Annotated in this window: 23 protein-coding genes and 1 pseudogene; 11 read left to right on the top strand and 13 right to left on the bottom strand. The window is 71.8% G+C overall.

Going from position 1 to position 24156, the window contains the following annotated elements; all coding sequences use genetic code 11:
- Positions 1–24 precede the first annotated feature (24 nt).
- Positions 25–711, bottom strand: coding sequence for an ABC transporter permease (locus SM447_RS10090; RefSeq protein ID WP_474572492.1), 687 nt, complete (start codon positions 709–711; stop codon positions 25–27).
- Between the two features lie 2 nt (positions 712–713).
- Between SM447_RS10090 and SM447_RS10085 the strand changes: the two genes are divergently transcribed.
- Positions 714–1709 carry an ABC transporter ATP-binding protein gene (locus SM447_RS10085; protein ID WP_474572491.1) on the top strand — a complete coding sequence of 332 codons (996 nt, stop codon included), beginning with the start codon at positions 714–716 and terminating at the stop codon, positions 1707–1709.
- A gap of 54 nt (positions 1710–1763) precedes the next feature.
- Here the strand turns inward: SM447_RS10085 and SM447_RS10080 are convergent, their stop codons facing one another.
- The 7 genes from SM447_RS10080 to folP all read right to left on the bottom strand — a co-directional run bounded on the left by SM447_RS10080 (position 1764) and on the right by folP (position 6507).
- Positions 1764–2255 (bottom strand): hypothetical protein, encoded by a 492-nt coding sequence (locus SM447_RS10080; RefSeq protein ID WP_474572490.1) that lies wholly within the window; start codon positions 2253–2255, stop codon positions 1764–1766.
- Between the two features lie 78 nt (positions 2256–2333).
- A complete protein-coding gene (locus SM447_RS10075; RefSeq protein ID WP_474572489.1) occupies positions 2334–2639 on the bottom strand; it encodes a hypothetical protein in 306 nt (101 codons plus the stop codon).
- A 65-nt stretch (positions 2640–2704) separates the two neighbouring features.
- A complete protein-coding gene (locus SM447_RS10070; RefSeq protein WP_474572488.1) occupies positions 2705–3919 on the bottom strand; it encodes an ABC transporter permease in 1215 nt (404 codons plus the stop codon).
- 138 nt (positions 3920–4057) lie between these two features.
- Entirely contained in the window at positions 4058–4543 is a 486-nt protein-coding gene (locus tag SM447_RS10065; RefSeq protein WP_474572802.1) for a DUF3180 domain-containing protein, read from the bottom strand.
- Positions 4544–4652: 109 nt separating this feature from the next.
- Positions 4653–5180, bottom strand: a complete 528-nt coding sequence (gene folK, locus SM447_RS10060; RefSeq protein WP_474572487.1) for a 2-amino-4-hydroxy-6-hydroxymethyldihydropteridine diphosphokinase — start codon at positions 5178–5180, stop codon at positions 4653–4655.
- The gene (gene folB / locus SM447_RS10055; protein ID WP_474572486.1) at positions 5177–5542 is read right to left on the bottom strand and encodes a dihydroneopterin aldolase; all 366 of its coding nucleotides are present in this window, start codon (positions 5540–5542) and stop codon (positions 5177–5179) included. The genes folK and folB overlap by 4 nt, the downstream gene beginning before the upstream one ends.
- On the bottom strand, positions 5539–6507 hold the full coding sequence (gene folP, locus SM447_RS10050; protein ID WP_474572485.1) for a dihydropteroate synthase: 969 nt from the start codon (positions 6505–6507) through the stop codon (positions 5539–5541). Before folP ends, folB begins: the two co-directional genes overlap by 4 nt.
- Before the next feature lie 344 nt (positions 6508–6851).
- Here folP and SM447_RS10045 point away from each other — a divergent pair, with 344 nt between their 5' ends.
- The 7 genes and pseudogenes from SM447_RS10045 to SM447_RS10015 all read left to right on the top strand — a co-directional run bounded on the left by SM447_RS10045 (position 6852) and on the right by SM447_RS10015 (position 15084).
- A complete protein-coding gene (locus SM447_RS10045) occupies positions 6852–7169 on the top strand; it encodes a hypothetical protein (RefSeq protein ID WP_357589360.1) in 318 nt (105 codons plus the stop codon).
- A 13-nt stretch (positions 7170–7182) separates the two neighbouring features.
- Positions 7183–7545, top strand: a complete 363-nt coding sequence (locus tag SM447_RS10040; RefSeq protein WP_111212817.1) for a hypothetical protein — start codon at positions 7183–7185, stop codon at positions 7543–7545.
- Between the two features lie 49 nt (positions 7546–7594).
- Positions 7595–10818 (top strand): annotated as a pseudogene (locus SM447_RS10035) (ATP-binding protein).
- Position 10819: 1 nt separating this feature from the next.
- Positions 10820–12757 (top strand): MFS transporter, encoded by a 1938-nt coding sequence (locus SM447_RS10030; protein WP_474572484.1) that lies wholly within the window; start codon positions 10820–10822, stop codon positions 12755–12757.
- The gene (locus SM447_RS10025) at positions 12754–13311 is read left to right on the top strand and encodes a hypothetical protein (RefSeq protein ID WP_474572483.1); all 558 of its coding nucleotides are present in this window, start codon (positions 12754–12756) and stop codon (positions 13309–13311) included. The genes SM447_RS10030 and SM447_RS10025 overlap by 4 nt, the downstream gene beginning before the upstream one ends.
- Positions 13308–14477 (top strand): M23 family metallopeptidase, encoded by a 1170-nt coding sequence (locus SM447_RS10020; protein ID WP_474572482.1) that lies wholly within the window; start codon positions 13308–13310, stop codon positions 14475–14477. Before SM447_RS10025 ends, SM447_RS10020 begins: the two co-directional genes overlap by 4 nt.
- A 13-nt stretch (positions 14478–14490) precedes the next feature.
- Positions 14491–15084, top strand: coding sequence for a hypothetical protein (locus SM447_RS10015; RefSeq protein WP_474572481.1), 594 nt, complete (start codon positions 14491–14493; stop codon positions 15082–15084).
- 1 nt (position 15085) lies between these two features.
- Here SM447_RS10015 and SM447_RS10010 read toward each other — a convergent pair whose 3' ends face one another.
- The gene (locus tag SM447_RS10010) at positions 15086–15643 is read right to left on the bottom strand and encodes a hypothetical protein (protein ID WP_474572801.1); all 558 of its coding nucleotides are present in this window, start codon (positions 15641–15643) and stop codon (positions 15086–15088) included.
- A gap of 198 nt (positions 15644–15841) precedes the next feature.
- Between SM447_RS10010 and SM447_RS10005 the strand changes: the two genes are divergently transcribed.
- Positions 15842–18400: an FtsK/SpoIIIE domain-containing protein gene (locus SM447_RS10005; protein WP_474572800.1), complete on the top strand. Its 2559-nt coding sequence runs from the start codon at positions 15842–15844 to the stop codon at positions 18398–18400.
- A complete protein-coding gene (locus tag SM447_RS10000; RefSeq protein WP_474572480.1) occupies positions 18397–19107 on the top strand; it encodes a hypothetical protein in 711 nt (236 codons plus the stop codon). The genes SM447_RS10005 and SM447_RS10000 overlap by 4 nt, the downstream gene beginning before the upstream one ends.
- A gap of 28 nt (positions 19108–19135) precedes the next feature.
- On the opposite strand, the gene folE is transcribed toward SM447_RS10000, so the two are convergent.
- The 4 genes from folE to SM447_RS09980 form a co-directional block, all read right to left on the bottom strand.
- A complete protein-coding gene (gene folE / locus SM447_RS09995; RefSeq protein WP_474572799.1) occupies positions 19136–19804 on the bottom strand; it encodes a GTP cyclohydrolase I FolE in 669 nt (222 codons plus the stop codon).
- A gap of 38 nt (positions 19805–19842) precedes the next feature.
- Positions 19843–21858, bottom strand: coding sequence for an ATP-dependent zinc metalloprotease FtsH (gene ftsH / locus SM447_RS09990; protein ID WP_474572479.1), 2016 nt, complete (start codon positions 21856–21858; stop codon positions 19843–19845).
- Positions 21859–22190: 332 nt separating this feature from the next.
- On the bottom strand, positions 22191–22766 hold the full coding sequence (hpt, locus tag SM447_RS09985) for a hypoxanthine phosphoribosyltransferase (RefSeq protein ID WP_474572478.1): 576 nt from the start codon (positions 22764–22766) through the stop codon (positions 22191–22193).
- A gap of 98 nt (positions 22767–22864) precedes the next feature.
- On the bottom strand, positions 22865–23002 hold the full coding sequence (locus SM447_RS09980) for a hypothetical protein (RefSeq protein WP_474572477.1): 138 nt from the start codon (positions 23000–23002) through the stop codon (positions 22865–22867).
- A gap of 152 nt (positions 23003–23154) precedes the next feature.
- Here SM447_RS09980 and SM447_RS09975 point away from each other — a divergent pair, with 152 nt between their 5' ends.
- Positions 23155–24117, top strand: a complete 963-nt coding sequence (locus SM447_RS09975) for a GlxA family transcriptional regulator (protein WP_474572476.1) — start codon at positions 23155–23157, stop codon at positions 24115–24117.
- Positions 24118–24156 lie beyond the last annotated feature (39 nt).

The following is a 24156-nucleotide window of genomic DNA, read 5'->3' as shown; positions in this document are numbered from 1 at the left end:
CGGTCATCCTCCCACCCCCGACACTCATCCGGTCCGCCCGCGCAGCCACGGGGTGAGCAGCCGGCCGGCCCCGACCAGCAGCAGGTCGAGCACCAGTGCCAACAGCACACAGAGCAGCGTCCCGGTCATGATCTGGGCCTTGTAGAGGTTGTTCTGGAAGCCGGCGAAGATGATCTGCCCCAGCCCGCCGCGCCCGATCACCACGCCCACCGTGACCAGGGCCACCGTGGAGACCGTGGCCAACCGGAGGCCGGTCAGGATGCCGGGCACCGCCAGGGGTAGCTCGATCCGCAGCAGCCGCCCCCAGCGGCCGTAACCCATGCCCTCGGCCGCCTCCCGGACCTCCGCCGGCACCTGGTTGAGTCCCGCGACGGTGTTACGGACGATCACCAGCAGCGCGTACAGCACCACCACGCTCAGCACGGTCGCGACACCGATGCCCAGATAGGGCGCGACGAACGCGAACAGGGCCAGGGAGGGGACGGTGTAGAGCACCCCGGTGAGTGCGAGAATCGGCCCGGTGAGCGGCCGGAACCAGTACGCCACCACCGCCAACGGGACGGCGATCAACGCGGCGATCAGCACCGCCCGCAGGGTCAGCGTGGTGTGCTCACGCAGGGCGGCGAGCACCGTGTCAGAGTTGTCCCGCACGTACTGCCAGGAGAACCACGGGTTACCCGGATCGGCCCGGTAGCTCAGGCGGAAGGACATACGTGGACGTTACCCCGGGTGCCGGAGATGGCCGGCGCGCGGCGTCGATCACCCTCGACGGCATCGGCAAGCGCTACCTGGACGGCACCGAGGCGGTCCGAGACCTCAGCCTGCACGTGGACTCGGGCGAACTGGTGGTACTGATCGGGCCGTCGGGCTGCGGTAAATCGACCGTGCTGCGAATGATCAACCGGCTGATCGAGCCCACGGCCGGGCGGATCCTGCTCGGCGACTCCGACGTCACCCGGGTCGACCCGGTGCGACTGCGCCGACAGATCGGCTACGTCATCCAGAACGTCGGGCTCTTTCCGCACCAGACGGTGGCCGCCAACGTCGCCACCGTGCCCCGGCTGCTCGGCTGGGCCGCCGGCCCCGTCAAGCGCCGGGTCGAGGAACTGTTGGAACTGGTCGGCCTCGATCCGGCGCAGTTCGGCCGGCGCTACCCGCACGAACTCTCCGGCGGCCAGCGGCAGCGGGTCGGGGTGGCCCGGGCGCTCGCGGCCGATCCGGTGGTGCTGCTGATGGACGAGCCGTTCTCCGCCGTGGACCCGATCGTGCGTACCCGGCTTCAGGAGGAGTTCCTGCGGTTGCAGGCCGAGGTACGCAAGACCATCGTCCTGGTCACGCACGACCTGGACGAGGCCGTCCGGCTCGGCGACCGGATCGCGGTGCTCTCCGAGGGCGGCCGGCTGGAGCAGTACGACACCCCGGCCACCCTGCTCGGCGCTCCTGCCACCGGGTTCGTCCGTGAGTTCGTCGGGGCGGACCGGGGCATCCGCCGACTGGCGGTCACCCCGCTGACCCGGGAGGTACTCGAACCGCTGCCGGCCGATGGCGGCGCGGGCCTGCCGACGGTGCCACTGGGCGGCTCGGCCTACGACGCGTTGGCCGTCCTGCTCACCTCCGCCGGAGGGCAGGCCGTGGTGACCGATGACGGGCGGCCGGTGGGCACGCTCAGCCGGGAACGCGTGCTGACGCTGGCGGAGCCGACCGGCTGAGCGCCGCCGTGGCCGGGCGGGCCGGCCGGGAACCTGCCCGGCCGGCCGTCGCCGTCAGCGCCGGCCCCGGTAGCCGCCGAGGGTGGCGAGTCCGACGATCCAGCCCACGAAGAAGCCGTACTCCGCGCCGTCACCCGCGGCCTGGAAGGCACCCAGCAGCGACGGGTTGGTCCGGATCAGCGTGGTGAACAGGGCCGCGAACGCCCCGGCGAAGATGAACGCCCCCCAGCCCGCGAAGAACTGGCTGATGGTTCCGCGGGCCCGCGCGAGCTGGGAGCCCGGCAGCAGGTAGAGGAACACGAAGGTGAGGACGACCACGAGGATCGCCTTCAGGTCGTCGGCGAAGATCTCCTGGATCGAGTCCGAGGAGTCGAATCGCCAGGCAGGCCAGGTGAGCAGGCGCAGGAACCACCCGCCGGCGCTGTCCGGATCGGTGTTGTTCCTGGCCCAGTCGACGTACCAGGGGCTGCCGAAGACGAGGACCAGGATGAGCGCGGCGAGCGTGCCGGCGCCCGGTGCGGACTTGTATCGATTGGTGAGAGCCATGGCCCCGCTAGTTCCCAGCGAATCGACGCAGGCAAACGCGAGGCGTCAATTATGGTGGTACGCGAAGTAGGCGAAGTTCTAGTGCTTCATCAGGTAGTCGATGAAGGCGGCGCGCAGCAACGGCGCCGATTCCTCGTAGCCGTGGCCGGTCATCTCGCGCCAGAGAGCCACCGCCTCGTCGACCGTCGGTCCCACCGAGTTCGGCGCGCCGTCCAGCGCGGCGGCCTCGTCCGCGTTCGGCAGGTGCCGCAGCACCGACCAGAAGAACCGCACGTCGCGCCGCTCGCGGGCCAGTGCGAAGGCCCGCTCGCGCAACTCCTCGGTGGAGAGAACGTCCAACTCCTCGAACGACCGGCCGTCGGAGATCGATGATGTGTCGGTCATGTACCGAGCCTAACCGCCGAGATCACTCTCGGCGCGCCGACGACGCGCGGGAGGGATAGCCGCCTTCACCGGTCGTCGGTCTCCCAGGTCCGCGGGCCGGTCTCCCAGCTCCGGGATCCCCACGGGTCCGTGGTGCCGGCGGTGGGCTGGGCCGGCAGGACGGGTGGCCAGTCACCGACCGGCTGCGGCTGCGCCACACTCCACCCGGCGCCGGTGGTGGCGTCGGCGGGTGGCGTCGGCGGCGGCAGCGCCCCGGCTGGCGACGCCGGGCGTCCGTACGTCTCGACCAGGCGGGTGACCGCGAGTCCCGCGGCCAGCGCCACACCACCGACCGCCCAGTTGCTGATCGTCCAGTCGCGCGCCTGCGCGTACGCGAGGAAGAGGCCGATGGCACCGGCCGTCACCAGCGTGCCGAAGACGCCACCACGCAGGCCGAACGCACTGGTGCCGGCGAGCAGCGCCGCTCCCACCGCCAGCACCGTCCAGTCCAGCCCCGCCGCCGGTGTCACCGCCCCGTCGGTCGAGGCGATCAGCACTCCGGCGAGGGTGGCGAGCACGGCGGAGCAGACGTACCCGCCGGTGGCGACGACGGCGGCCGACGCACCCCGTCGGCGGGCCGGGTCGACGACCGGACGGAATCGACCGACCAGGCGACGGATCGGGCTCACCGCCCCGAAGAGCCCACCGAACACCGCGATCGCGGCGAAGCCGATGAAGAGCTGTCCGGCGGTGCCTCGGGGGTCGTAGTCCCCCTGCACCAGCACGGGCGCCGAGCGCTGCTCGATGTAGACGATGACACCGGCCGCGCCACCCAGGCTCGCCGCCCAGCCGGGCACGTGCAGCAGCACGACCACCAGCCCCAGCAGCAGCCCACCGACCGCGGCCACCGCCGTGGCCGTGCCGACGGTGACGAGCACCCCGCGATCGCTCTGTTCGGCGAAGTGCAGCCCGGCAGCCACCGCCACGGGCCCGATCGCGAGGTTGACCGCGGCGGTCCGCAGGGTCAGTCCGGCTGCCAGTGCCAGCAGGCCCAGGCCGACCACGTCGACGATGAGGTCGCGCAGCCCGCTGCCACGCAACACGGCCGGGTCCTCCCGCCACACCAGGTAGACCAGCGCGCCGAAGCCGAGCAGCAGGAGGGTCTCCCAGACGATGTAGACGCCGAACCGGTCCCGGCCCGACTCGGCGTCGGTGTCGTCGAGGGCGGCCTCCGCGCCGGTCGCGGCACCGGCCGAGTTGAGCTCCGGCGCTCCGCTGCGGCCCGGTTCGTCGTACCCCATGATTCCTGCCTCCCAGCGGCCGCCCGGACTCCACCGACGCACGGGCGGACCGGTGGCGGGGCGTTGCCCTTCGGTCGCAGGCACCGTACCCGCGCGCCGGAGCCGGCGTAACCCCCTGCCCCGGCGGGAGCCGGCGGTCTAGCCGCGGCCCGGGCGGCTCTCCCAGTCGTCCGGCTCGTGTTCGTCGTCGGGCCGCTCCGGGACCCGGCAGGACCGTTCCAGCCAGAGTGCCGCGGCCACCAGAGCGGCCGAGGCCAGCAGGCCGGCGACGGCGGCCGGACGGTCGTCTGCGGCCGCCCGGGTCGGCTGCACGAACAACCACCCCGCCAGCCCCGCGTACCCACCGGCGAAGATGGCACCGACCAGCGCGGACGCCTTGGCCAGCACGACGAACCGGGCAACCATCAACGGGTTCACCGGCTCGCGCCCCGGCCGGCGCTCGATCCGGCCCCGGGTGTTGATGGCCGCGTACGCCTCCAGGACGGCGAGCCCGGCCAGCGTCACCACCGGCAACCAGGGCAACGGCGGCAGTCGGTCGTAGTAGAAGGTGCTGATCAGCAGCCAGGCGACCGCCGCGGCGGCGAGGGCGGTCACCACCAGGGTCGAGATGCGGGTGGGCCCCATCCGCGAGCCGTCGGGCGGCGGGGAGACACTCATACCGGCACTCCGCTGCGCTCCGCACCACCATGAGGCGCCAACGCGCTGAGCCTGATGATTCGCTCGCTGCGCTCGCTCATGTCGTCGACTCTAACGTCAGATCGGGCCGAGGGCTCAGTTCCGGCACCTCGGCGGCGGCCGGACCGTTGGTGAGCAGGTCGGTCAGCCAACCGTGCCCGGGCAGTTCACCGTAGGGCTGGATGTCGATCCACGGCCGGAGGACGAAGGCCCGCAGATGCGCCCGGGGATGCGGCAGGGTCAGCTCGGGATCGTCGCTGAGCACCGGGCGGTCGTCGTCGGTCCACACCGCGACGACGTCGACGTCGAGCGTGCGCGGACCGAAGCGCCGCCCGGGGTCCCGGACGCGGCCGGCGGCGTCCTCCGCCGCCCGGGCCCGAGTCAACCAGTCGTACGGACCGGCCGTCGGGTCGACGGCCAGCAGCACGGCGTTCAGGTAAGCCGGCTGCTCGGTGTCGCCCCACGGCGGAGTCTCGTAGACCCCGGAGACCACCAGGACACTCTCGCCCAGCACGGCCAGGGCGGTGCGCAGGTGGCCGAGCCGGTCACCCAGGTTGCTGCCGAGGGAGAGCACAGCGCGGGTCATCGGGTACGCGTCCGGCGCATCGTCACGGCCACGTCGGTGAAGGTGTGCGGAACCGGAGCCTCGGGCTTGTGCACCGTGACCGTCGCGCCGGACACCCGTGGATCCGCCAGACAGACCTCGATCAGCCGGTCGGCGAGGGTCTCGATCAGGTTGACCGGCTCGCCGGTGACCACCTCGACCAGCCGTTCGGCCAGTTCGCCGTAGTGCACGGTGTCGCGCACGTCGTCGGAGCGGGCGGCCGGGCCCAGGTCGAGTTCGAGCACCGCGTCGATGACGAACTCCTGGCCGTTGGCCCGCTCGAACTCGTAGACCCCGTGGCGACCGTGCGCCCGCAGGCCGGTCAGCTCGATCCGCCCGGTCACCGTCGAGCCCGCCCGTCGGCCCCGACCTGCCCGGCGGCGTTCGGCATCCCGGTGCCGCCGGTCGGCCCGGTGGCGGTCACGCCGCCGTCGGCCGAGGTGCCGGCGGGCCGGGTACCCGCCGACATGGCGGCCAGGCGGGGACGGCCGGTGGCCTGCCAGACGGCGAGCGCGTCGACGGTGGCGCGCACGTCGTGCACGCGTACTCCCCAGGCGCCGGCCGCGACCGCGAGCAGGCTGGTGGCGACGGTGGCCGCCTCCCGCCCGTCGGTGGGCCGAGGCGCGCCGTCGGGGCCGGCCAGCAGCCGGCCCAGGTAGGACTTGCGGCTCGCGCCGAACAGCAGCGGGTAGCCGAGCTGGAGCAGCTCCGGCAGTCGGGCGCTGAGCTGCCAGTTGTGGGTGGCCGTCTTGGCGAAGCCGAGACCCGGATCGATGACGATGCGGTCCGGGGCGACCCCGGCGGCGAGCGCGGCCTCCACCCGCTGGCCGAGTTCGGCCCGGACGTCGGCGACCACGTCGCCGTAACTGGCCAGCTCGCTCATCCGGCGGGAGTGACCGCGCCAGTGCATCAGCACCCAGGGACAGCCGGCATCGCTGACCACCCGGGCCATGTCGGGGTCGGCGAGCCCGCCCGAGACGTCGTTGACCACGATCGCGCCGGCCCGCAACGCCGCCTCCGCCACCCGGGCGCGGGTGGTGTCGATGCTGACGGGGACGCCGGCGGCGGCCAGCTCCCGGATGACCGGCACCACGCGGGCGGCCTCGGTCTCCGCGTCGACGCGGTCGGCACCGGGCCGGGTCGACTCGCCACCGACATCCACCAACTCCGCTCCGTCGGCTCGTAGCCGGACGCCGTGTGCGACAGCGGCCTCGACGCCGGCGTAGCGTCCGCCGTCGGAGAAAGAGTCGGGCGTGACGTTCAGGACGCCCATCACCACCGGGGCCGGGGCCCGCACCAGATCGGTCACGAGTAGGACGGTACCGGGCGCGCCGCCCGTCGAAAGACCGCCCGGTCGACAGCCCTGACATGGCAATTGGAACAGGTGTACGATCGGTCGTCCGGGTCGGATCGGGCAGCATCTTCGCGGCTTGTCGCAAAGGGGGGCGGCCCGTACGCTGTGGAATTGCCCAGCATCGAGATGGCGACGCTTGGAGGGAGGGCCAAAGCGGGACAACCCGCCCAAAAATCGCCACCTTCCGTGGCGACTGCCGTACGCAGGGTCTCGGACGCTGCGCACAGTGAGCACCGATCCCGCAAGGCTTGCCTACTGCACCACCGCGGCGCCGCCGGCCGCGACTTGGGGAGGTTTCAGTGATCGCCATCGAGCTGATGGAAACGGCGTCAACCAGCGCCGCCCACCTGCTCTCCACCCTGGCATCGTCAATCCCGTTCGCCGCCGAGGAGCCGAAGGGGATCAACACCGAGGGCGTCGTCACCTTCTTCGCCAGCAAGATCGCTCCGATCCTGCTCGCCGTGCTGGGCGTCATCTTCATCGGCCGCGCCAGCCGGGGCGAGATCTCCAAGGTGCTGACCAGCTCCGCCATCGCGATCGTCGGGTTGGCCTTCATCGCCGGAGCCGCCACCCTCTTCTTCATCGGCGACTTCCTGATCAACCTGATCTTCGAATAGGCGCGGGCACGAGATGCGGCTACGCACCGACGACGACATCTACCGGGCTCGCCTGGTCTATCTCGGCCCGCCCGGCTACACCCTTCCGGTCCACCTGCCGTACGCCCAGTACGGGCTGTTCATCCTGCTCGTTCCCCTCTACATGTTCATCCACTGGCTGTTCACGTTGCAGGTCGAGCTCTTCCCCGCCTGGGAGATCGCCCTCGCCATCGTGACCACCTCGTTCGTCTTCCGGTACGTCGATCCGGACCGTCCGGCGCGCATGGTGATCCGTACCGCGCTGACCGACTGGCGACGCACCCGGGAGCCGGCCGCCGAGCAGCGCGATCCGCGGCTGGTCGGCAGCAGGATCAGGATCCGGGAGGAACTGGCATGACGGGCTGCACGCCGTACGGGCCGAGCGAGGACACGGGCAGGGCGATCGCATGAGCCGCTCCGCCACGCCGGGATCCCCGGCCGGACGCCCGGCCGCACCACACGGTAACCGTGCGCGTTCATTCGACTACCCGGAACCCAACGAGCTGGACGACGCCACGCTGGACCCGGCGCTCGCCACCTCCCCGGGTCACGGAAGCGTCGGTGTGTTTCAGGCGCCCCGACCGCCGCAGCGCCGGGCGGTTCCGGCCGAACCCGCGCCGACCAGTCGGGACGGCGCGGACATCGACTCCCCGTTCCTCGACCTGTTCGGCGGCGCCTACCCCCGGCCAGGTGCGCAGCGGGGTAACGGGCTTTCCGCGCGGGCGCTGCCACAGCAGCCGCACCCCACGCCACCACTCGCCGCCGGACCGGCACCCGCGCCCCCTCGTGCGGCTCCGCCCCCGGTTCCCGCGCCACCGCCCGCTCCCCCGCGGGCCACTCCTCCCGTACCGGTGCTCGACGACCCGGCGGTGGCCACCAGCCTCCCGCCGGCAAGGAACCCCCGGCCCGCGAGGACCGGCACGTCCGGGAGACCGAGCCGGCACACGCCGATGCCGCGACCCGGACGCCGCGCCGGACGGCGCCACCGGCCACCCGCCCCGCCCCCCGGCAGCGCTCGGTGGACCACCGTGACCGGCCGGTCAAGCCGGTCCGCGTCCGGCCGCCGAAGATCAAGTTCGGTGATCGCGATCCGGCGGTCGAGCTGGCCATCACCGAGATCGCCGGCCACCTGACCTTCACCCCCAACACGGTCACCGCCTGGTACTGGCTGCCCGAGGTGCGCTGGGCCTTCCGCCCGGACGCGGAACGCGAGGCGTTGCTCTCCGCCATCTCGGAGCAGTACGCCGGCCTGGCCGGCTTCCGGCTGCATTTGCGCCGCACCACCCGGCCCTTCCCGGCCGACGAATGGGCCCGCACCATCGACGCGAACACCGCCGCGCCGCTGCCCGACGTCCCCGGAACACCCGGCTGGGCCGAGCACCTGGTGGCCGCGCAGCGGCACCTGCTCTCGGTCAACCACGCCGAGGGTCAGACCTACCTCGGGGTCACCTTCGCCCGCCGGTCGCTCGGCGACTCGCTCACCGAGCGGCTGCTGCGCACCTTCGGCCGCGGCGTCGCCGACGGTGAGCGACGCAAGCTCGGCCGCACCGTCGAACAGTTCGACGAGGTGCTGGGCGCGTTCGGCATGCGCGGGCGGCGGGTCACCGCGCAGGAGCTGGAATGGCTGCTCTACCGGTCGGTGGCGCTCTGCATGGCGCCTCCCGGCACGCTCTCGCCAATCACCGACGGGCGCTGGGAACGCGGCGACCTACTCGCCCTCACCGAACAGGTCGAGCGCTACCGCACGCCGTACGGCTCCACGGTGAAGCTGGTCAACCGGATGACCGGCGAGGAACGGCACGTGGCGGTGCTCGCCGTGGGCCGGATGGAGCCGCTGGAGATTCCCGAGCGGCACGAGCCCTGGCTGCACTTCCACGAACGGCTGCCCTGGCCGATGGAGCTCTCCACCCGGGTCGACATCCTCGGCTCCGGCGACTCCTTCCGCAATCTGGAACACCGGCTCCGCATGATCCGGTCGCAGCAGCTGGACTACGCCGAACACGGCATCGACGCCCCACCGGAGTTGGAGCGGCTGGCCAAGCGGGCGCTGGTCATCGGGGACGAGATGACCACCGGGCTGCCGGTCGACTCCGCCCGCGCCCACGGCTGGCACCGGATCGCGGTCGGCGGGCGTACCCGGGAGGAGTGCCTGGAACGGGCCCGGCGGCTCATCCAGCTCTACTCCCGGGAGCTGCGTATCTCTCTGCAACATCCGAAGAACCAGGACTGGCTGGCCCGCGAGTTCATCCCGGGCGAGCCGATCGCCAACACCGGTTACGTCCGTCGGATGCCCGTCAACCTGCTCGCGGCGGCGCTGCCGCAGGCCGCCTCCACGGTGGGAGACCGCCGGGGCGACCTGATCGGGCGTACCGCCGGCACCTGCCGCCGGCCTGTCTTCCTCGACCTGCACTTCCCGATGGAGGTGCGGGAGCGCTCCGGCCTGGCGGTCTTCGTCGCCGAGCCGGGCGGCGGCAAGTCCACACTGCTCGGCGCGTTGGGCTACCTGGCTGCTCGCCGTGGCGTGCAGGTGACCCTGCTCGACCCCTCCGGCCCGCTGGCCCGGCTCTGCGCGATGCCGGAACTGCGGCCGTACTCGCGAGTGCTCAATCTGACCGGATCCGAACACGGAACGCTGGCACCGTACTCCCTGATCCCGACCCCGCTGCGCAGCGAGTTCGGCGCCGGAGCCGCCGGCGACCGGGAGTTCGAGATCGCGGTCTCCAACGCGCGGGCCGAGCGCCGGATGCTGGTCCAGGACATCTGCATGATGCTGGTGCCACCACAGGTGGCCCGGGAGGCCTCCACCGCCACCCTCTTCCGGCACGCCGTACGGCAGGTGCCCGCCGAGGAGACCTCCACCCTGGACGACGTGGTCACCTGCCTCGGGCAGCTCGACGACGACGCCGGCCGGGAACTGGCCAACCTGCTGTTGGACACCGCCGAGATGCCGTTGGCGATGCTCTTCTTCGGTCGCCCACCGGAAGGGTTGCTCGGCCCGGACGCCGCGCTCACCGTGATCACCATGGCCGGCCTGCGGCTGCCCGACCTCAAGATCGAACGGGAGTACTGGTCGGCCGAGGAGGCACTCGCCCTGCCGATGCTGCACACCGCGCACCGCTTGGCCGTCCGCCGCTGCTACGGCGGCTCGATGGGATCGCGGAAGCTCGTCGGCCTGGACGAGGCACACTTCATGGAGGGATGGCGCTCGGGTCGATCGTTCCTCGTCCGACTCGCCCGCGACTCCCGTAAGTGGAATCTCGCCGCGCTGGTCGCCTCCCAGAACCCGCGCGACATCCTCGGCCTCGACGTGCAGAACCTCGTCTCCACCGTCTTCGTCGGTCGGATCGCCGAGGACGCCGAGATCGCCTCCGAGGCCCTGCGGCTGCTGCGCGTACCAGTCAACGACGGCTACGAGGCCACCCTCGCTTCCCTCTCCACCGCTGACGCGACCTCCGCCAACCGGCTCGGTTTCCGGGAGTTCGTGATGCGCGACGTCGACGGCCGGGTCCAGAAGGTCCGGGTCGACGTCTCCTACGTGGACGGACTACTGGATCACCTCGACACCACCCCCGCCGCCATCGCCGCCGCCGCAGGGGTGCTGCCGACCGTGCTGCCTGATCTGGAGGCGTGACATGGCGAGGGCCCGGGCACGGATCACGGCGCTCCTCCTGGCACTCGGCGTCCTCGCCGCAGCCACGATCGGCTGGCCCGGGCTCACGGCCACACCGGCGTACGCGGCTCCGACCGCGTACCAGGCGCCGGCCGAGCTCTGCACGACCCGAGAATGGCAAGTCGACTTCCGCGCCTGCGTGGCCAAACTCCAACAGGTGGCGGAGTCGGAGGCGACCTGCCTAAAGCCCCCGACTCCGACCGCGCCGGATTCCGGCATCGCCGGTTGGTTCGCGTCCCGTCCCGAGGCCTCCAAGCTCCCCGGCCCGAAGGGCTACTACAGCGACTACGGTTACGCCGGTTACAGCTACAGCACCTACAAGGTGGAGACGGGCTGCGCGACAGGGCTGCTGCATCCGGACTACAAGTTCACCAACACCATCGCCAACGGCGAGTTCATGATGGCGACGGCGATCATCGGCGCCTCCAACGCGCTGCGCGAACGCGCCTGGGATCCCGGGACCATGTGGGGCTGGGCGGATCCGCTGGTGGACCAGGCCACCAAGGCGATCTACCAGAAGGTGTTCAGCGTCTTCGGCATCGTCACGCTCTGCGTCGTCGGGCTCTATCTGCTCTGGCGTTCCCGCCAGTCGGACATGAGCACGGCGATGACCACGGCCGGATGGGCGCTGGTGGTGATGGTGGCGGTCACCGCGCTGGCCGCCTGGCCGGTCAAGTCCGCCAACCTCGCCGACGGCGCCCTGGTCTCCACCCTCGGCGTCGTGCACGACGCCGTGGGCCCGGCCGCCAGGGACGTGCCACCAGGCCGGTGCGCGATGCCCAACCCGGACGCCTGCACGGACAAGCGCCCACCGGCGGTCCGGGCCAGCGACACGGCCGCCGAGTCGATGCTCTACCGGAACTGGCTGCGCGGCGTGCTCGGCTCGGCCGACAGCGAGACGGCGAAGAAGTACGGCGCCGCGCTCTACGACGCCAAGTCACTCTCCTGGGGAGAGGCCGAGAAGATTCGGACGAGCCCTGAAACCCGCGAGGCCACCATCAACGCCAAGAAGCAGCAGTGGATGACGGTCGCCGCGCAGATCGAGCGGGAGGATCCGGAGGCCTACGAGTACCTCCAGGGTGTTCGGGACATGGATCGGGTGGGCGCCGGGTTCATCGCGGTGCTCGCCGCCCTGCTCTTCGCGATGTTCGACCTGACCGCGTCGCTGCTGGTGCTGCTCGGCTTCCTGATCTTCCGGTGGGCGGTGATCGCGGCGCCGATCCTGGGCACCATCGGCCTGCTCCGCCCGGCCAGCGCCGGACTGCGACGGCTGGGCAACGCCGTGGTGGCGGCGCTGTTCAACATCGCGATCTTCGGTACCGGTGCCGCCATCTACCTCTTCGCGGTGGACCTCATCATGAGCACGCCCACCCTCCCCGGCTGGTTGCAGGTGGTGCTGGTCTGGCTCTGCGGAGTGGTCGGGTGGTTGCTGCTGCGCCCCTACCGCCGGATCACCCAGCTCGGCGGCAAGGACAGCAGCGAGGCGGTGAGCTCGGCGGGCTCCTGGCATCGCCGATTCTTCCGCGACATGCGCACCGCGGCTCGCCTCGACGTCGCCGAGCCCGGCGGCACCGCCGAGCCCAGCGTGGGACGACGCCGAACCATCGCGCCGGAGCAGCCGAAGGTTCGGCCCGAGGCCCGTCCGGATCCGGTGCCGGCGGGCGCACCGGCCGGCGAGAAGCGGCCGGACGGTCGGGAAGCGGGCGGCGCCGATGCCCCCGCCCAGGAGCGACGCACCGAGAACCGTCCCGTCGCGCCCCGGCCGCGCCGTCGGCAGCCGGCCTCCTGGACCGAGCCGGACGTGCCGGAGGAGAACCCCTCCTTCGTCATCTACCGCCCCGGCTCCACCGAGCGAGCCCCCGAGAAGCCGGCACCGCGGGTTCGCTCCGAGGCCCGGTGACCGCCGTGCGTCGGGTGATCGAGTTCCTGGCCCTCCGGTTGCTCCGGTCCCGGTTGGGCGTCGCCCTCGGCATCGCCGTGCTGGTGCTCGGAGTGGTCGGGGCGGCCCGGCTGGTGGCCGGCCCCGACGATCCGACGGCCGGGCTGAGCAACCGTCCGGCCGACCCGATCACCACCGTGCACCCGACCACCGGCGACGACGGCGCGATCTCCACGACCACGACACCGTCGCCAGTGACCCGGGCCGGCCAGCCGGCCCCGGAACTGGTGGCCGAACGCTTCGTCGCCGCCTGGCTCGGCAACCCGGGCCAGACCGCGGCGGACTGGCACGACGCGCTGCGTCCGCTCTCGACCGCCGCTCTCATCGAGAAGCTCGCCGGCGCCGACCCGACCCGCGTGCCCACCGGCGCCGTCACGGGCGACGTGATCATCCGTCCCCGCGGTGAGACCTTCGTGGAGGCGACGATTCCACTCGATGGCGGGCAGCTCCGGCTCGAACTGCTGGCGCCCGACGGACGCTGGCTGGTCGACGTGGTGGACTGGGAGCAGGGATGAACATGGAGAGTCGTCCCCGCCGCGGGCCGGTCCGGGTGGGCGCGCTCGCCGCCGCGCTCACCGCGACGCTGGTGCTGCTCTGCTGCACCGGTGGTGCCGGCGCCTTCTTCCTCACTGAGCTGGGGGGCGACGCCGCCGAGCAGCTGACCCCTGCCAGCATGGAGTGCACCGGAGACTTCGAGGTGAACGTCGCCGGGAAGATGCCCCGCTTCGCCCAGTACGGGGAACGCCAACTGCGCAACGCCGCCGTGATCATCAAGGTCGGCCAGGAGATGAAGGTGCCGCCGCGGGGCTGGGTGATCGCCGTGGCGACCGCGATGCAGGAGTCGCGGCTGCTCAACCTGGCCAACCGCACGGTCGGCGAGTCGCAGGAGATTCCGAACGAGGGCATCGGTGCCGACCACGACTCGGTCGGCCTCTTTCAGCAACGGGCGTCGTGGGGCACGGTCGCCCAGCGGATGAACCCCGAGTACGCGTCCCGCAAATTCTACGAGAAGCTCGTCGACGTGCCCGGCTGGGAGAAGCTGCCGCTGACCGTGGCCGCTCAGCGGGTCCAGATCAGCGCCTTCCCGGACGCCTACGCCAAGCACGAGGAACTCGCCGCGCGCATCGTGGATGCGCTGGCCGGGGGTGCCGCACGGAGCGCGCTGATCGCGGGCCGGGAGGTGTGCGACGCGGCCGCCGGGGGCGAGATCGCCGCCTCCGGTTGGACCGCACCGATCCCGGGCGGAGTCGGCTCCGGCTTCCGGACCGCCAGCCGTCCCGGGCACAACGGTGTGGACATCGCCGCTCCGAAGGGCACCCTGATCAGGGTCGCGGCGACCGGCCGGGTCCTCGTTTCCCGCTGCGATCCCGACTGGAGAGGGCGACTCAGCTGTGACGTGGACGGCTGGCCCGGCAAGGGCGGCTGCGGCTGGTTCGTCGACGTGCTGCACGCCCAAGGCGTCATCACCCGCTACTGTCATCTGGTGAGCCGTCCCCGGGTCGCACCGGGCGACACCGTGCAGGCTGGTGAGGTGATCGGCGAGGTGGGCAGCAGCGGCAACTCCTCGGGACCGCACCTGCACTTCGAGGTCCACGTCGACGGCGACCGCAGCAGCCGGGGCGCCATCGACCCGGTGCCGTTCATGCGGTCGAAGGGCGCGCCGTTGAAGGGCGCCGGGTGAAGCACGCACCGTCATGACCGAACCGCTTCCGGACCCGTTCGCCGACCAGCCCGACTGGGCACCGCAGCCGCCCCGCCCCATCGAGATCGTTCCCGCCGCCGGCAGCGCCGAGCTACGCGGCCGAAGGGTGCTGGTCGGGCTGCCCGGCCTGGGCTGGCGTGCGGACCTGCGGGCCGACGAACGGGTGGTGCAGAACAGCCGCACCTACGTCCCGGTCATTCCGGAACACGAGTGGTACCGCGCCGAGTCCGACCAGGTCGAGGTGTTCGCACCGCTGGTGCCGGTCGAACGGGTCTGGGTCGAGACGGTGGGCGGGCCGGTCACGCCGGCGACGGCTGGCGGACTCCGCCTCGTGTCGCTGGACGCGCCGGCCCACCGGGCACCGACCCCGGTCTTCGAGGCGGACTCGGTCACCGGCCGGCGGGTCGTGCACATGGTGGGCGCGGTCGAGCATCGTGACCTGCGTGCCGTCACCGAGACCTACTCCGGCGCGGAGGGTGACATCTGTGTGCGGGTGACGCCCGAGGTGGAGTGGTACCGCTGGGCCTGGCGCGGCCAGGCACCTACCACTCTGGAGGTTCCGGTCCACATGCTGTGGGTGGAGTAGGCTAACCGGCCGCTGCGGCGGAGCAGACCCGCCAGTCGTCCCTCAACCGAGTGGTGAACGTCCATGATTGCCGGTCAGTCTGCCGGATGCCGTCCACCTGTGCCGAGAAGGTGAGGTCGACGGCTACCTCTGCGTTGTCACCGACCCGATCCACCTGGAACCCTTCCCAACTGACCCACATAGTCGTGTCAAATCGCTCCTCGCGGGCCGCAAGGTCGTCTCTGAGCCGACGAAGCTGATCCAAGTCACTGTTGTCCTCGCAGGTGAAGAGCGATGCGCGGACGTCGTTGCGGTCGACCAAGAAGGCCCGCAGGTAGTTGTCCACCACCACGGCGGGAGTGCTGCGGTCGGGAGTGGTGGCACGGTCGTATACCAGGTAACCGACCACCCCTCCGGTCAGGCAGAGCGCCGCGACAACCGCACCGATCACGGTCAGCACCGTACGCAGGCGTCGCCGGGGCTGGTGCGGGGCCGGCGCCACGGCGGGCGGCGCAAGCTCCTCCGGCGGGGTCCTCTGCGCCGGTACGCGGGAGACCTGGGAACCGGCGGGGGGCGGCACTGATTCCACCCCCTGAGGCTATCGGCTGAGGCCCTCCGACCCAATGCCCCAGATTTGGCAGATCGTGACGGATCACTGCCGATGGGTGAGATCCGCGACAACACCGGCGCAGCGCCGTCGTGCATCCCGGAGGTGGAGCCTTCGCTGGGTTACCGTCGTTTCTGCCCGGCGAGTGGGTGCCGACCTCGGGCGGAGGGGGTGGACGCGGTGGGCGGTCCGAAGACACGGACGCTCCGCGCCGCCGCGTTGCACCGCCGGGCCGCCGCGACGGTTGCGGCGGCGGCGGCGATCCTCGACGAGACCCGGCCCGTACCGGCCGACCAGCGCCGCCAGTACGCTCTTGCCGAGCGGTTGCGTGACGCTTCCGCCGTCCTCGCCCCCGGTTGGGCCGGGTCCTCCCTGGACGGCGTCGATCCGGCGCGCCCCGCCGGCGAGGGCCCACCGCCGTTCGTCCGGGTGGGCACCGCCGCCCCGCTGGACGACGCGCGCTTTCCGGCCCTGGTGCCGATGTTCGGCAGTGGACATCTGGTGGTGGACACCGACGTGCACGACCTGCGGGTCGTCGGACTGCTGCGGGCCGTACTGCTGCGGGTGCTGGCGGCGACTCCGGCGGGGGCGCTGCTGGTGCGGGCGGTGGACGCGACGGGTGTCGCGCTCGCACCGTTCACGGCGCTGGGTGATGCCGGGGTACTGGCCCCGCCGGCCACGGACGCCGAGGGTCTGCGGGCCGTGCTGGCCGAGGCGGAGCGGTGGGTGGCGCCGGGGGCCTCCGGGCCGCGCCGGCACGACCGCTCGCTGCTGCTGGTGCTGGCCGCGCTGCCGGAGCCGTACGCGCCGAGCGACCTGACGCGAATCGAGGCGCTCGCCGAACAGGGGCCGGCGGCCGGGTTGCACCTGGTGGTGGCGGGGTGGCCGACGACCGGCCGGTCCGGGCTGCCGCGGGCGACTACGGTGGCGATGCGGACGGCCTACGCGTTGCTGGGTGATCCGCCCGGGACGCCGTTCGCCGGTGTCGGCACCGACGGGGGTTTGAACTCACCGGTCTTCGTCGAACCTGATCCGCCGGCCGAGTTGGTCGAGACCGTGTGCCGCCGGATCGCCGCCCAGATCGAGGCGGGCAGCCGGTTGTCCCTGTCCCACCTGCTGCCACCGGCGGGCGACCTGTGGCCGGGTGACGGGACGGACGGGTTGAGCAGCACCATCGGTGACGCCGGTGGACGGCCGGTTTCGCTCGGCTTCACCGAACTGACTCCGCACTGGCTGGTGAGCGGTCGGTCGCGGGGTTGCCGGTCCACCTTCCTGACCACGGCCCTGCTCGGTCTCGCCGCCCGGTACGGCCCGGAAGAGCTGGCGCTCTACCTCGTGGACCTTGGCGACGGCGAGTCCTTTGCGGAGTTTCTGCAGACCGAACGCGATCGCTCCTGGATTCCGCAGGTGCGGGCGGCCGCGATGGCCGCCGACCGGGAGTACGTGCTGGATCTGCTGGACCAGTTGACCGCCGAGGTGCACGGGCGTGCCGAGGCGTCCGCCCGCGCCGGTGGGCAGCGTTTCGCGGAGCTGCGGAGACATCGTCCGTCACCCCGGATCGTCTGTGTGCTGGAGAACCTTCCGGTGCTCTTCGCCGATCGGGACGGGCTGGCCGCCGAGGCGGCCGCCCGGTTGGATGCGCTGGCCAGGACCGGGCGGGCGTACGGTGTCCATCTGGTGCTGGCCGGCGAGGGTGACCTGGGCCTGGGCAACCGGTCCGACGGCGGGCAGCGGGACTCGCTGCTGGGCCAGTTCCCGGTACGGGTGGCGCTGCCTGGCGGCGGGGCGGTGTTGGAACCAACCAACGACGCCGCGGCCGGTCTGCCGGTGGGCAGTGCGGTGGTGAACACCGCCGGTGGCCTCGGCGGTCCGCGGGGTGCGATCCGGGGTCACGAGCGGATGGTCCGGTTCCCCGATCCCGGCAACGAGCCGGATGCCGTGGCCGGGTTGCGCCGACGGCTCTGGGCGGCCCGCCCGTCGGGCGCGACCCCGCCGGTCGTCTTCGCCGGGTATGCGCGTCCACGGCTGGGCAACGATCCCCGCTACCGGGCGGCCGTCGCCGGTCGCTCGCTGACGCCCGCCGCGCTGCTCGGGCGGGCGGTGAACGTGGCGCGGAGCACGGCGGCGGTGCCGTTCGGACCGGCCGCGGGTCGGAACCTGGCGGTTCTGGGTCCGCGACCGGCGGCGTGCCGGCTGCTGGCGACGGCCGCACACAGCACGGCGACCCACCACCCGCCGGGTACGGCGCGGTTCGTGGTCGCGGCGCCGGATGTCGAGGCACGACCGCTGGTCGACGCCCTCGTCGCGGAGCTGGCCGAACGCCAGCCGGTCGATCTGGTGGATCTACCCGGCCTGGTCGCCGTGGCGTACGCCGGGGAGCCGGCCTACCTGGTGGTCTTCGGGCTGGACGTGGCACCCGCCGACGAGCTGCCTCCGGCCCGGCTGCGGGCCCTGCTGCGCGACGGACCACCGGCCGGGCAGCATCTGCTCGGCTGGTGGCGTACGGTGCCGTCGTTCGCGACGCTGATGGAGCCGGACGAGACGGTCGACAAGCTGACCGCCGTGGCGGTGGCGGGTGTACCCGGGGCGCAGCTCACCCCGGTGTTCGGCCGACCGGTGGAGTGGCGGCCCCGCCCCGACCGGGTGGTGCTCTGGGACGGGCCGGGCGAGCGCGGCGTGGTGCTGGTTCCGTACGACGTGCCGGACAGCGCGGAGGGGGAGCCCGGATGACAGTCGATCATCCGCCGGCCACGACCGTCGGGCCGGGTCGACAGCGGACCGCCGGGGCGGCCGAGGATCCGGTGCGGGCCGCGTGGGCCGAATATCTGGCCGCCGCCCGCCAACTCGACGGGGTACGCCGGGGCGCGGCGACCGCCGCGAGCGAGCAGGCCCGCGCGGTCCAGGCCGCCCGGGAGGAGTTGACCGGGGTACGCACCCGGCTGGCGCCGCAGCAGACCCGGCTACACGAGCTGGGCGTACCACCGATCTCCCTGGAGCCGACGCCGCCGGAGCTGGCCGCGGCGACCCGATCGATGAGTGGCGGCCCGACCGCGGTCCTGACGGCGTTGCGTGACGCCCGGCGGTGCGCTCACGGCGCGGACGACACGCTCGCCGCGCGTGGCCTGTCCCGGGTGGCGCATTGGCCGTCCCGCCCACGCAACCTGCTGGTGTACGGCCCGTTGGGGCTGTTCGTACCGACGCTCCTGGTGCTGGTGTACCTGCTGGCCGGCGGCGGTGCGGTGACCGCCTTGGCGTTGGTGGTGGGGTTGCCGGCACCGGCGGTCGCGTTCGGCCTGGGGTGGCTCGCGGTGGGTCGGTGCTTCCCGCCCCGGCCCGGAGAGCGGGTGGACCGTACGCCGCGGTTCGGCGCGCTGGTCTGCCTGATCCCGGCCGTGGTCGCCACCGCGGGGATCGTCCTGGCGATGCTGGCCGCCTGAGCTGCCGACGGCCAGCATCAGCCGCCGATCACCGCGGGATGATCAGGGCCATCGCCTCGGCCCGGGACTTGGCGTCCCGCTGGAGGGTGCCGCGGACCGCCGACGTGATCGTCTTGGCCCCGGACTTCTGGATGCCCCGCATCGCCATGCACATGTGTTCGCACTCGAGGACGACGATGACGCCGCGCGGCTCCAGCCGCGTCATCAGCAGGTCCGCGATCTGCGAGGTGAGCCGCTCCTGCACCTGGGGCCGCCGGGCGAAGACCTCGACCAGCCGGGCCAGCTTGGAGAGTCCCGTGATCCGCCCGTCGGGCCCGGGGATGTAGCCGATGTGGGCGCTGCCCCGGAAGGGCAGCAGGTGATGCTCGCAGAGACTCATCACGTCGATGTCCCGGACCAGCACCAGTTCCTCGTGGTTGGCCTCGAAGGTGGTGGTGAGCACCGTGGCCGGGTCGACGCGGAGGCCGGCGAAGAGTTCCGCGTACGCCCGGGCGACCCGGGCCGGGGTCTGCTGGAGGCCGTCGCGGTCCGGGTCCTCGCCGACCGCGATGAGGATCTCGCGGACGGCCTTCTCGATCCGACCGAGGTCCATGGTGTCCTCGACGGGACGGCCGGTGAGCCGGCCGTTGACCAGCCGCGCGGCGATGTAGTCGAGGCGGTCGGTGTCGGGATCGGGTTCGGTGGCGGAGGCGGCCAGTCCCCACTGTCGGGAACTGGCCGCCGTGTCGTCGGTGCTCAGTGCGAACCGTCCGAGTTGTTCGAGCTGCCGCCGCCGACCGTCGCCTGCGCGCCGTCGGCCTCGGCCTGCACCTTGAGCGCGTCCTTCTCCGCCGGGGTCAGCACGGGCGGTTCGGTGGAGGGCTGCCGCTTGCCGAAGCCGTTGTACGGGGCCATCGGCGGGCGCTTGACCACCCGGGCGCAGATCCTGGCCATGTCGGCGGTGGAGAGGGTCTCCTTCTCCATCAGCTCGAGCACGATGTTGTCCAGGACGTCCCGGTACTCGACCAGGATCTCCCAGGCCTCGTCGTGGGCCAGCTCGATCAGAGCCCGCATCTCGCTGTCGATCTCGGCGGCGACGGCGTCGGAGTAGTCCCGCTCGTGACCCATGTTGCGGCCGAGGAACGGTTCGTCGCCGCTGGTGCCGTACTTGATCGCACCGAGCTTGGAGCTCATGCCGTACTGAGTGATCATCGCGCGGGCCAGTGCGGTGGCCTTCTCGATGTCGTTGCCGGCACCGGTGGTGGGCTCATGGAAGACGAGTTCCTCGGCGGCCCGGCCACCCAGCGCGTACGCCAGGGTGTCGACCATCTCCGCGCGGGTCTGGGTGTACTTGTCCTCCGTGGGCAGCACCAGGGTGTGGCCGAGGGAGCGGCCACGGGACAGGATCGTCACCTTGTGCACCGGTGCGGCGTGCGGCAGTGCCCAGGCGACCAGCGCGTGCCCACCCTCGTGGTACGCGGTGATCTTCTTCTCCTGGTCGCTCATCACCCGGGTACGTCGCTGCGGGCCGGCGATCACGCGGTCGATCGACTCTTCCAGCGAGTCGTTGGAGATGGCCCGCTGGTCCTTTCGCGCGGTCAGCAGGGCGGCCTCGTTGATCACATTCGCGAGGTCGGCACCGCTGAAGCCCGGGGTGCGCTTCGCCACCGAGTCGAGGTCCACGTCGGGCGTGAACGGCTTGCCCTTGGCGTGCACCCGGAGGATCGCCTTGCGGCCCTCCATGTCGGGAGCGTCGACCGGAATCTGCCGGTCGAACCGGCCGGGGCGCAGCAGCGCCGGGTCGAGGATGTCCGGTCGGTTGGTGGCGGCGATCAGGATGACCCCGCCCTTGACGTCGAAGCCGTCCATCTCGACGAGGAGCTGGTTGAGCGTCTGCTCCCGCTCGTCGTGGCCGCCACCCATGCCGGCGCCACGGTGCCGGCCGACGGCGTCGATCTCGTCGACGAAGACGATCGCGGGTGCGTTCGCCTTGGCCTGCTCGAACAGGTCGCGGACCCGGCTGGCACCGACACCGACGAACATCTCCACGAAGTCCGAACCGGAGATCGAGTAGAACGGCACGCCGGCCTCGCCGGCCACCGCGCGGGCGAGCAGCGTCTTACCGGTGCCGGGCGGGCCGAAGAGGAGCACGCCCTTCGGGATCTTCGCGCCGAGCGCCTGGTACTTCGCCGGGTTCTGCAGGAAGTCCTTGATCTCGTGCAGTTCCTCGACGGCCTCCTCGGAGCCGGCGACGTCGGCGAACGTCGTCTTCGGCGTGTCCTTGGTGATCATCTTGGCCTTGGACTTGCCGAAGTTGAGCACCCGGGAGCCGCCGCCCTGCATCTGCGACATGAAGAACAGCAGCAGCAGTACGAGCAGCACGATGGGGAGCAGGTTGACCAGCAGGCTGACCCAGATGCTGTCGGACGACACCTCGGTGTCGGCCGGACCGGTCACCCGGTTGTTGGCCTTGGCGTCGAGGACCTGGTTCCAGACCTCGTTGCCGACCTCGTAGGGGAACTGGGCCTCGATCAGCTTCGTGGTGGTGTCGCCGAACTCGGTCTCTTCGGCCAGTTCGAGTTGGATCGTCTGTTCCTTGTCCTGGAACACGACCTTCTCGATGCCACCCTTGTTGAGCTGGTCGAGCGCGACGGACGTGTCCACCCGGTGGTAGCTGGGCCCACTGGTGAACAACTGACTGAGCACGACGGCGCCGAGGATGACCAGGATGACCCAGAACACCGGTCGGCGGAAGAAACGCGTACGTTCCATGCTGTTGTCGAGCGCCGAGACGCCCGCATCCTCCTGATCGACGTCCTGACCGACTGTGGGTGTCGCCGCCGGGGCGGCTGCCGGAGCCGCCGTGCGGGCCGGCCTCGACCCCGGGGCGCGATTGCCGCGCCACGGTCATTCGACGGTACACCGTGCGAGACGGATGTGAGCTGGCGAGCCCAGCACTTACGCGCACGGCGAACCGGATGTCAGCCGGCGTGGCCCGAAATCGGATCTCCGAGCCACCGTGGTCAAAGGTAGCCCGATCAGCTGAAAGTCGGCTGAACGTCCGGACGGGCGGGCCGGCGCGGCGCGGTCGGGTGCCGGCCCGGTCAGGAGCGGGCGTACACCTCCGGCTTGAGCACCCCGACGTACGGCAGCTCGCGGTAGCGCTCGCCGAAGTCGAGCCCGTACCCGACGACGAACTCGGTCGGGATGTCGAAGCCGACGTACTTGACCGGCACCGTCACCTTGACCGCTTCCGGCTTGCGGAAAAGGGCGACCACCTCGACGCTCGCCGCCGACCGGGACTCCAGGTAACGCAGCAGCCAGGACAGGGTCAGCCCGGAGTCGACGATGTCCTCCACCACGACGACATGCCGACCGGCGATGTCCCGGTCGAGGTCCTTGAGAATGCGCACCACCCCGGAGGACGTGGTGCCCTGCCCGTACGACGAGATGGCCATGAAGTCCAGCTCGGCCGGGGGCCCGTGCCGGCCCAGCGCCCGGGCGAAGTCGGCCATGAACATGACCGCACCCTTGAGTACGCAGACGAGCAGCAGCCCGTCGGAGACGTGGGCGTAGTCCGCGGAGACCTGCTTGGCCAGTTCCGCGGTCTTCTCGCGGATCTGCGCCTCGGAAATGATCACGTGGTCGATGTCGGCGTCGTACCAGGAGCCGTCAGCCATGCCCCTAGCCTGCCGTACGCCCTGGGTGCACCGTCGCCGGGGCCGCCCCTTTCACGGCGACCCCGGCCGGGATCTTCCCGACGAAAGGAACAATCACCTCAGCAGCGCCGGGACTGCCACCGGCGACCTCCGTCGGAGGGCTTCCAGTCCGCGGAGTCACGGCTGTCGGCGGTGAGCCCGACGGCGGAGGCGAGGGCGAGGAACAGGAAGAAGAGCAGGAAGAACAGGAACCCCATGGCGGCGCTCGCTTTCTGGCGTCTGCGGTAGTCGTGTCGCCGCCGGTGCGCACCGGACATCTGCCAGTCTGCGCGCCCCACCCGCCACCGGACAGTGGCAGAAATGCCATCCCTGCTCGATTTCCTGCCACCCGGTCGGTTACCCTCGTCACATGCTCCGCTCGGTCGCCGTACTCGTCCTGGACGGGGTCGCTCCGTTCGAACTGGGCGTGCTCGCCGAGGTGTTCGGTACCGACCGCACCGCCGACGGGCTACCCGGCTACCGCTTCGACGTGTGCGGACCTGGGCAGGCCCCGGTCCGCACCTCCGCCGGTTTCCACCTGATACCGAATGCCGACCTGGCTCCGCTGGAGCGGGCGGATCTGGTCGCCGTACCCGCGCACGACCCGGCCACCACCGCGCCGAACGAGGTGCACGAGGCGCTGCGGGGGGCCGCCGACCGGGGCGCGTACCTGTTCAGCGTGTGTGCCGGCGCGTACCTGCTGGGCGAGGCGGGACTGCTGGACGGCCGGGAGTGCACCACCCACTGGCGGCACGTCGACGAGTTGCAGCGCCGCCATCCGAGCGCCCGGGTCCGCTGCAACTCGCTCTACGTGCAGGACGGTCGCCTGCTCACCAGCGCTGGCACCGCCGCCGGCATCGACGCCTGCCTGCACCTGGTACGCCAGGAACACGGCTCGGCGACCGCCACCCGACTCGCCCGGCGGATGGTGGTGCCACCGCACCGCGACGGCGGGCAGGCCCAGTACATCGAGGCGCCGATCCCGAAGGCGCCGGAGGCACCCACCCTGGAACCGGTGCTGGAATGGCTGATGGGTCACCTGGACCGGCAGACCACCGTCGACGAGTTGGCCGCGCGGGCCGGGATGGCGCCCCGGACCTTCGCCCGCCGGTTCCGCGCCGAGACCGGCACCACGCCGCACGACTGGCTGACCAACCAACGCGTCCTGCTGGCCCGCCGGCTGCTGGAGGACACCGCGCTCTCGGTGGAGGCGGTGGCCGAGCGAGCCGGCTTCGGCGACGCCGCCGCCCTGCGCCACCACTTCACCCGCCGGGTCGGTGCCACTCCACAGGCGTACCGCACCACGTTCCGCGACCGCGCCCTTGCCGGTTGACCGAGCCCCGGAGTCATCCGACCGATGGAGCACCCGACG

Source organism: Micromonospora aridisoli (assembly GCF_056150025.1).
The sequence above is the reverse complement of the archived record's forward strand: the minus strand, read 5'-3'. Positions and strand labels throughout refer to the sequence as shown.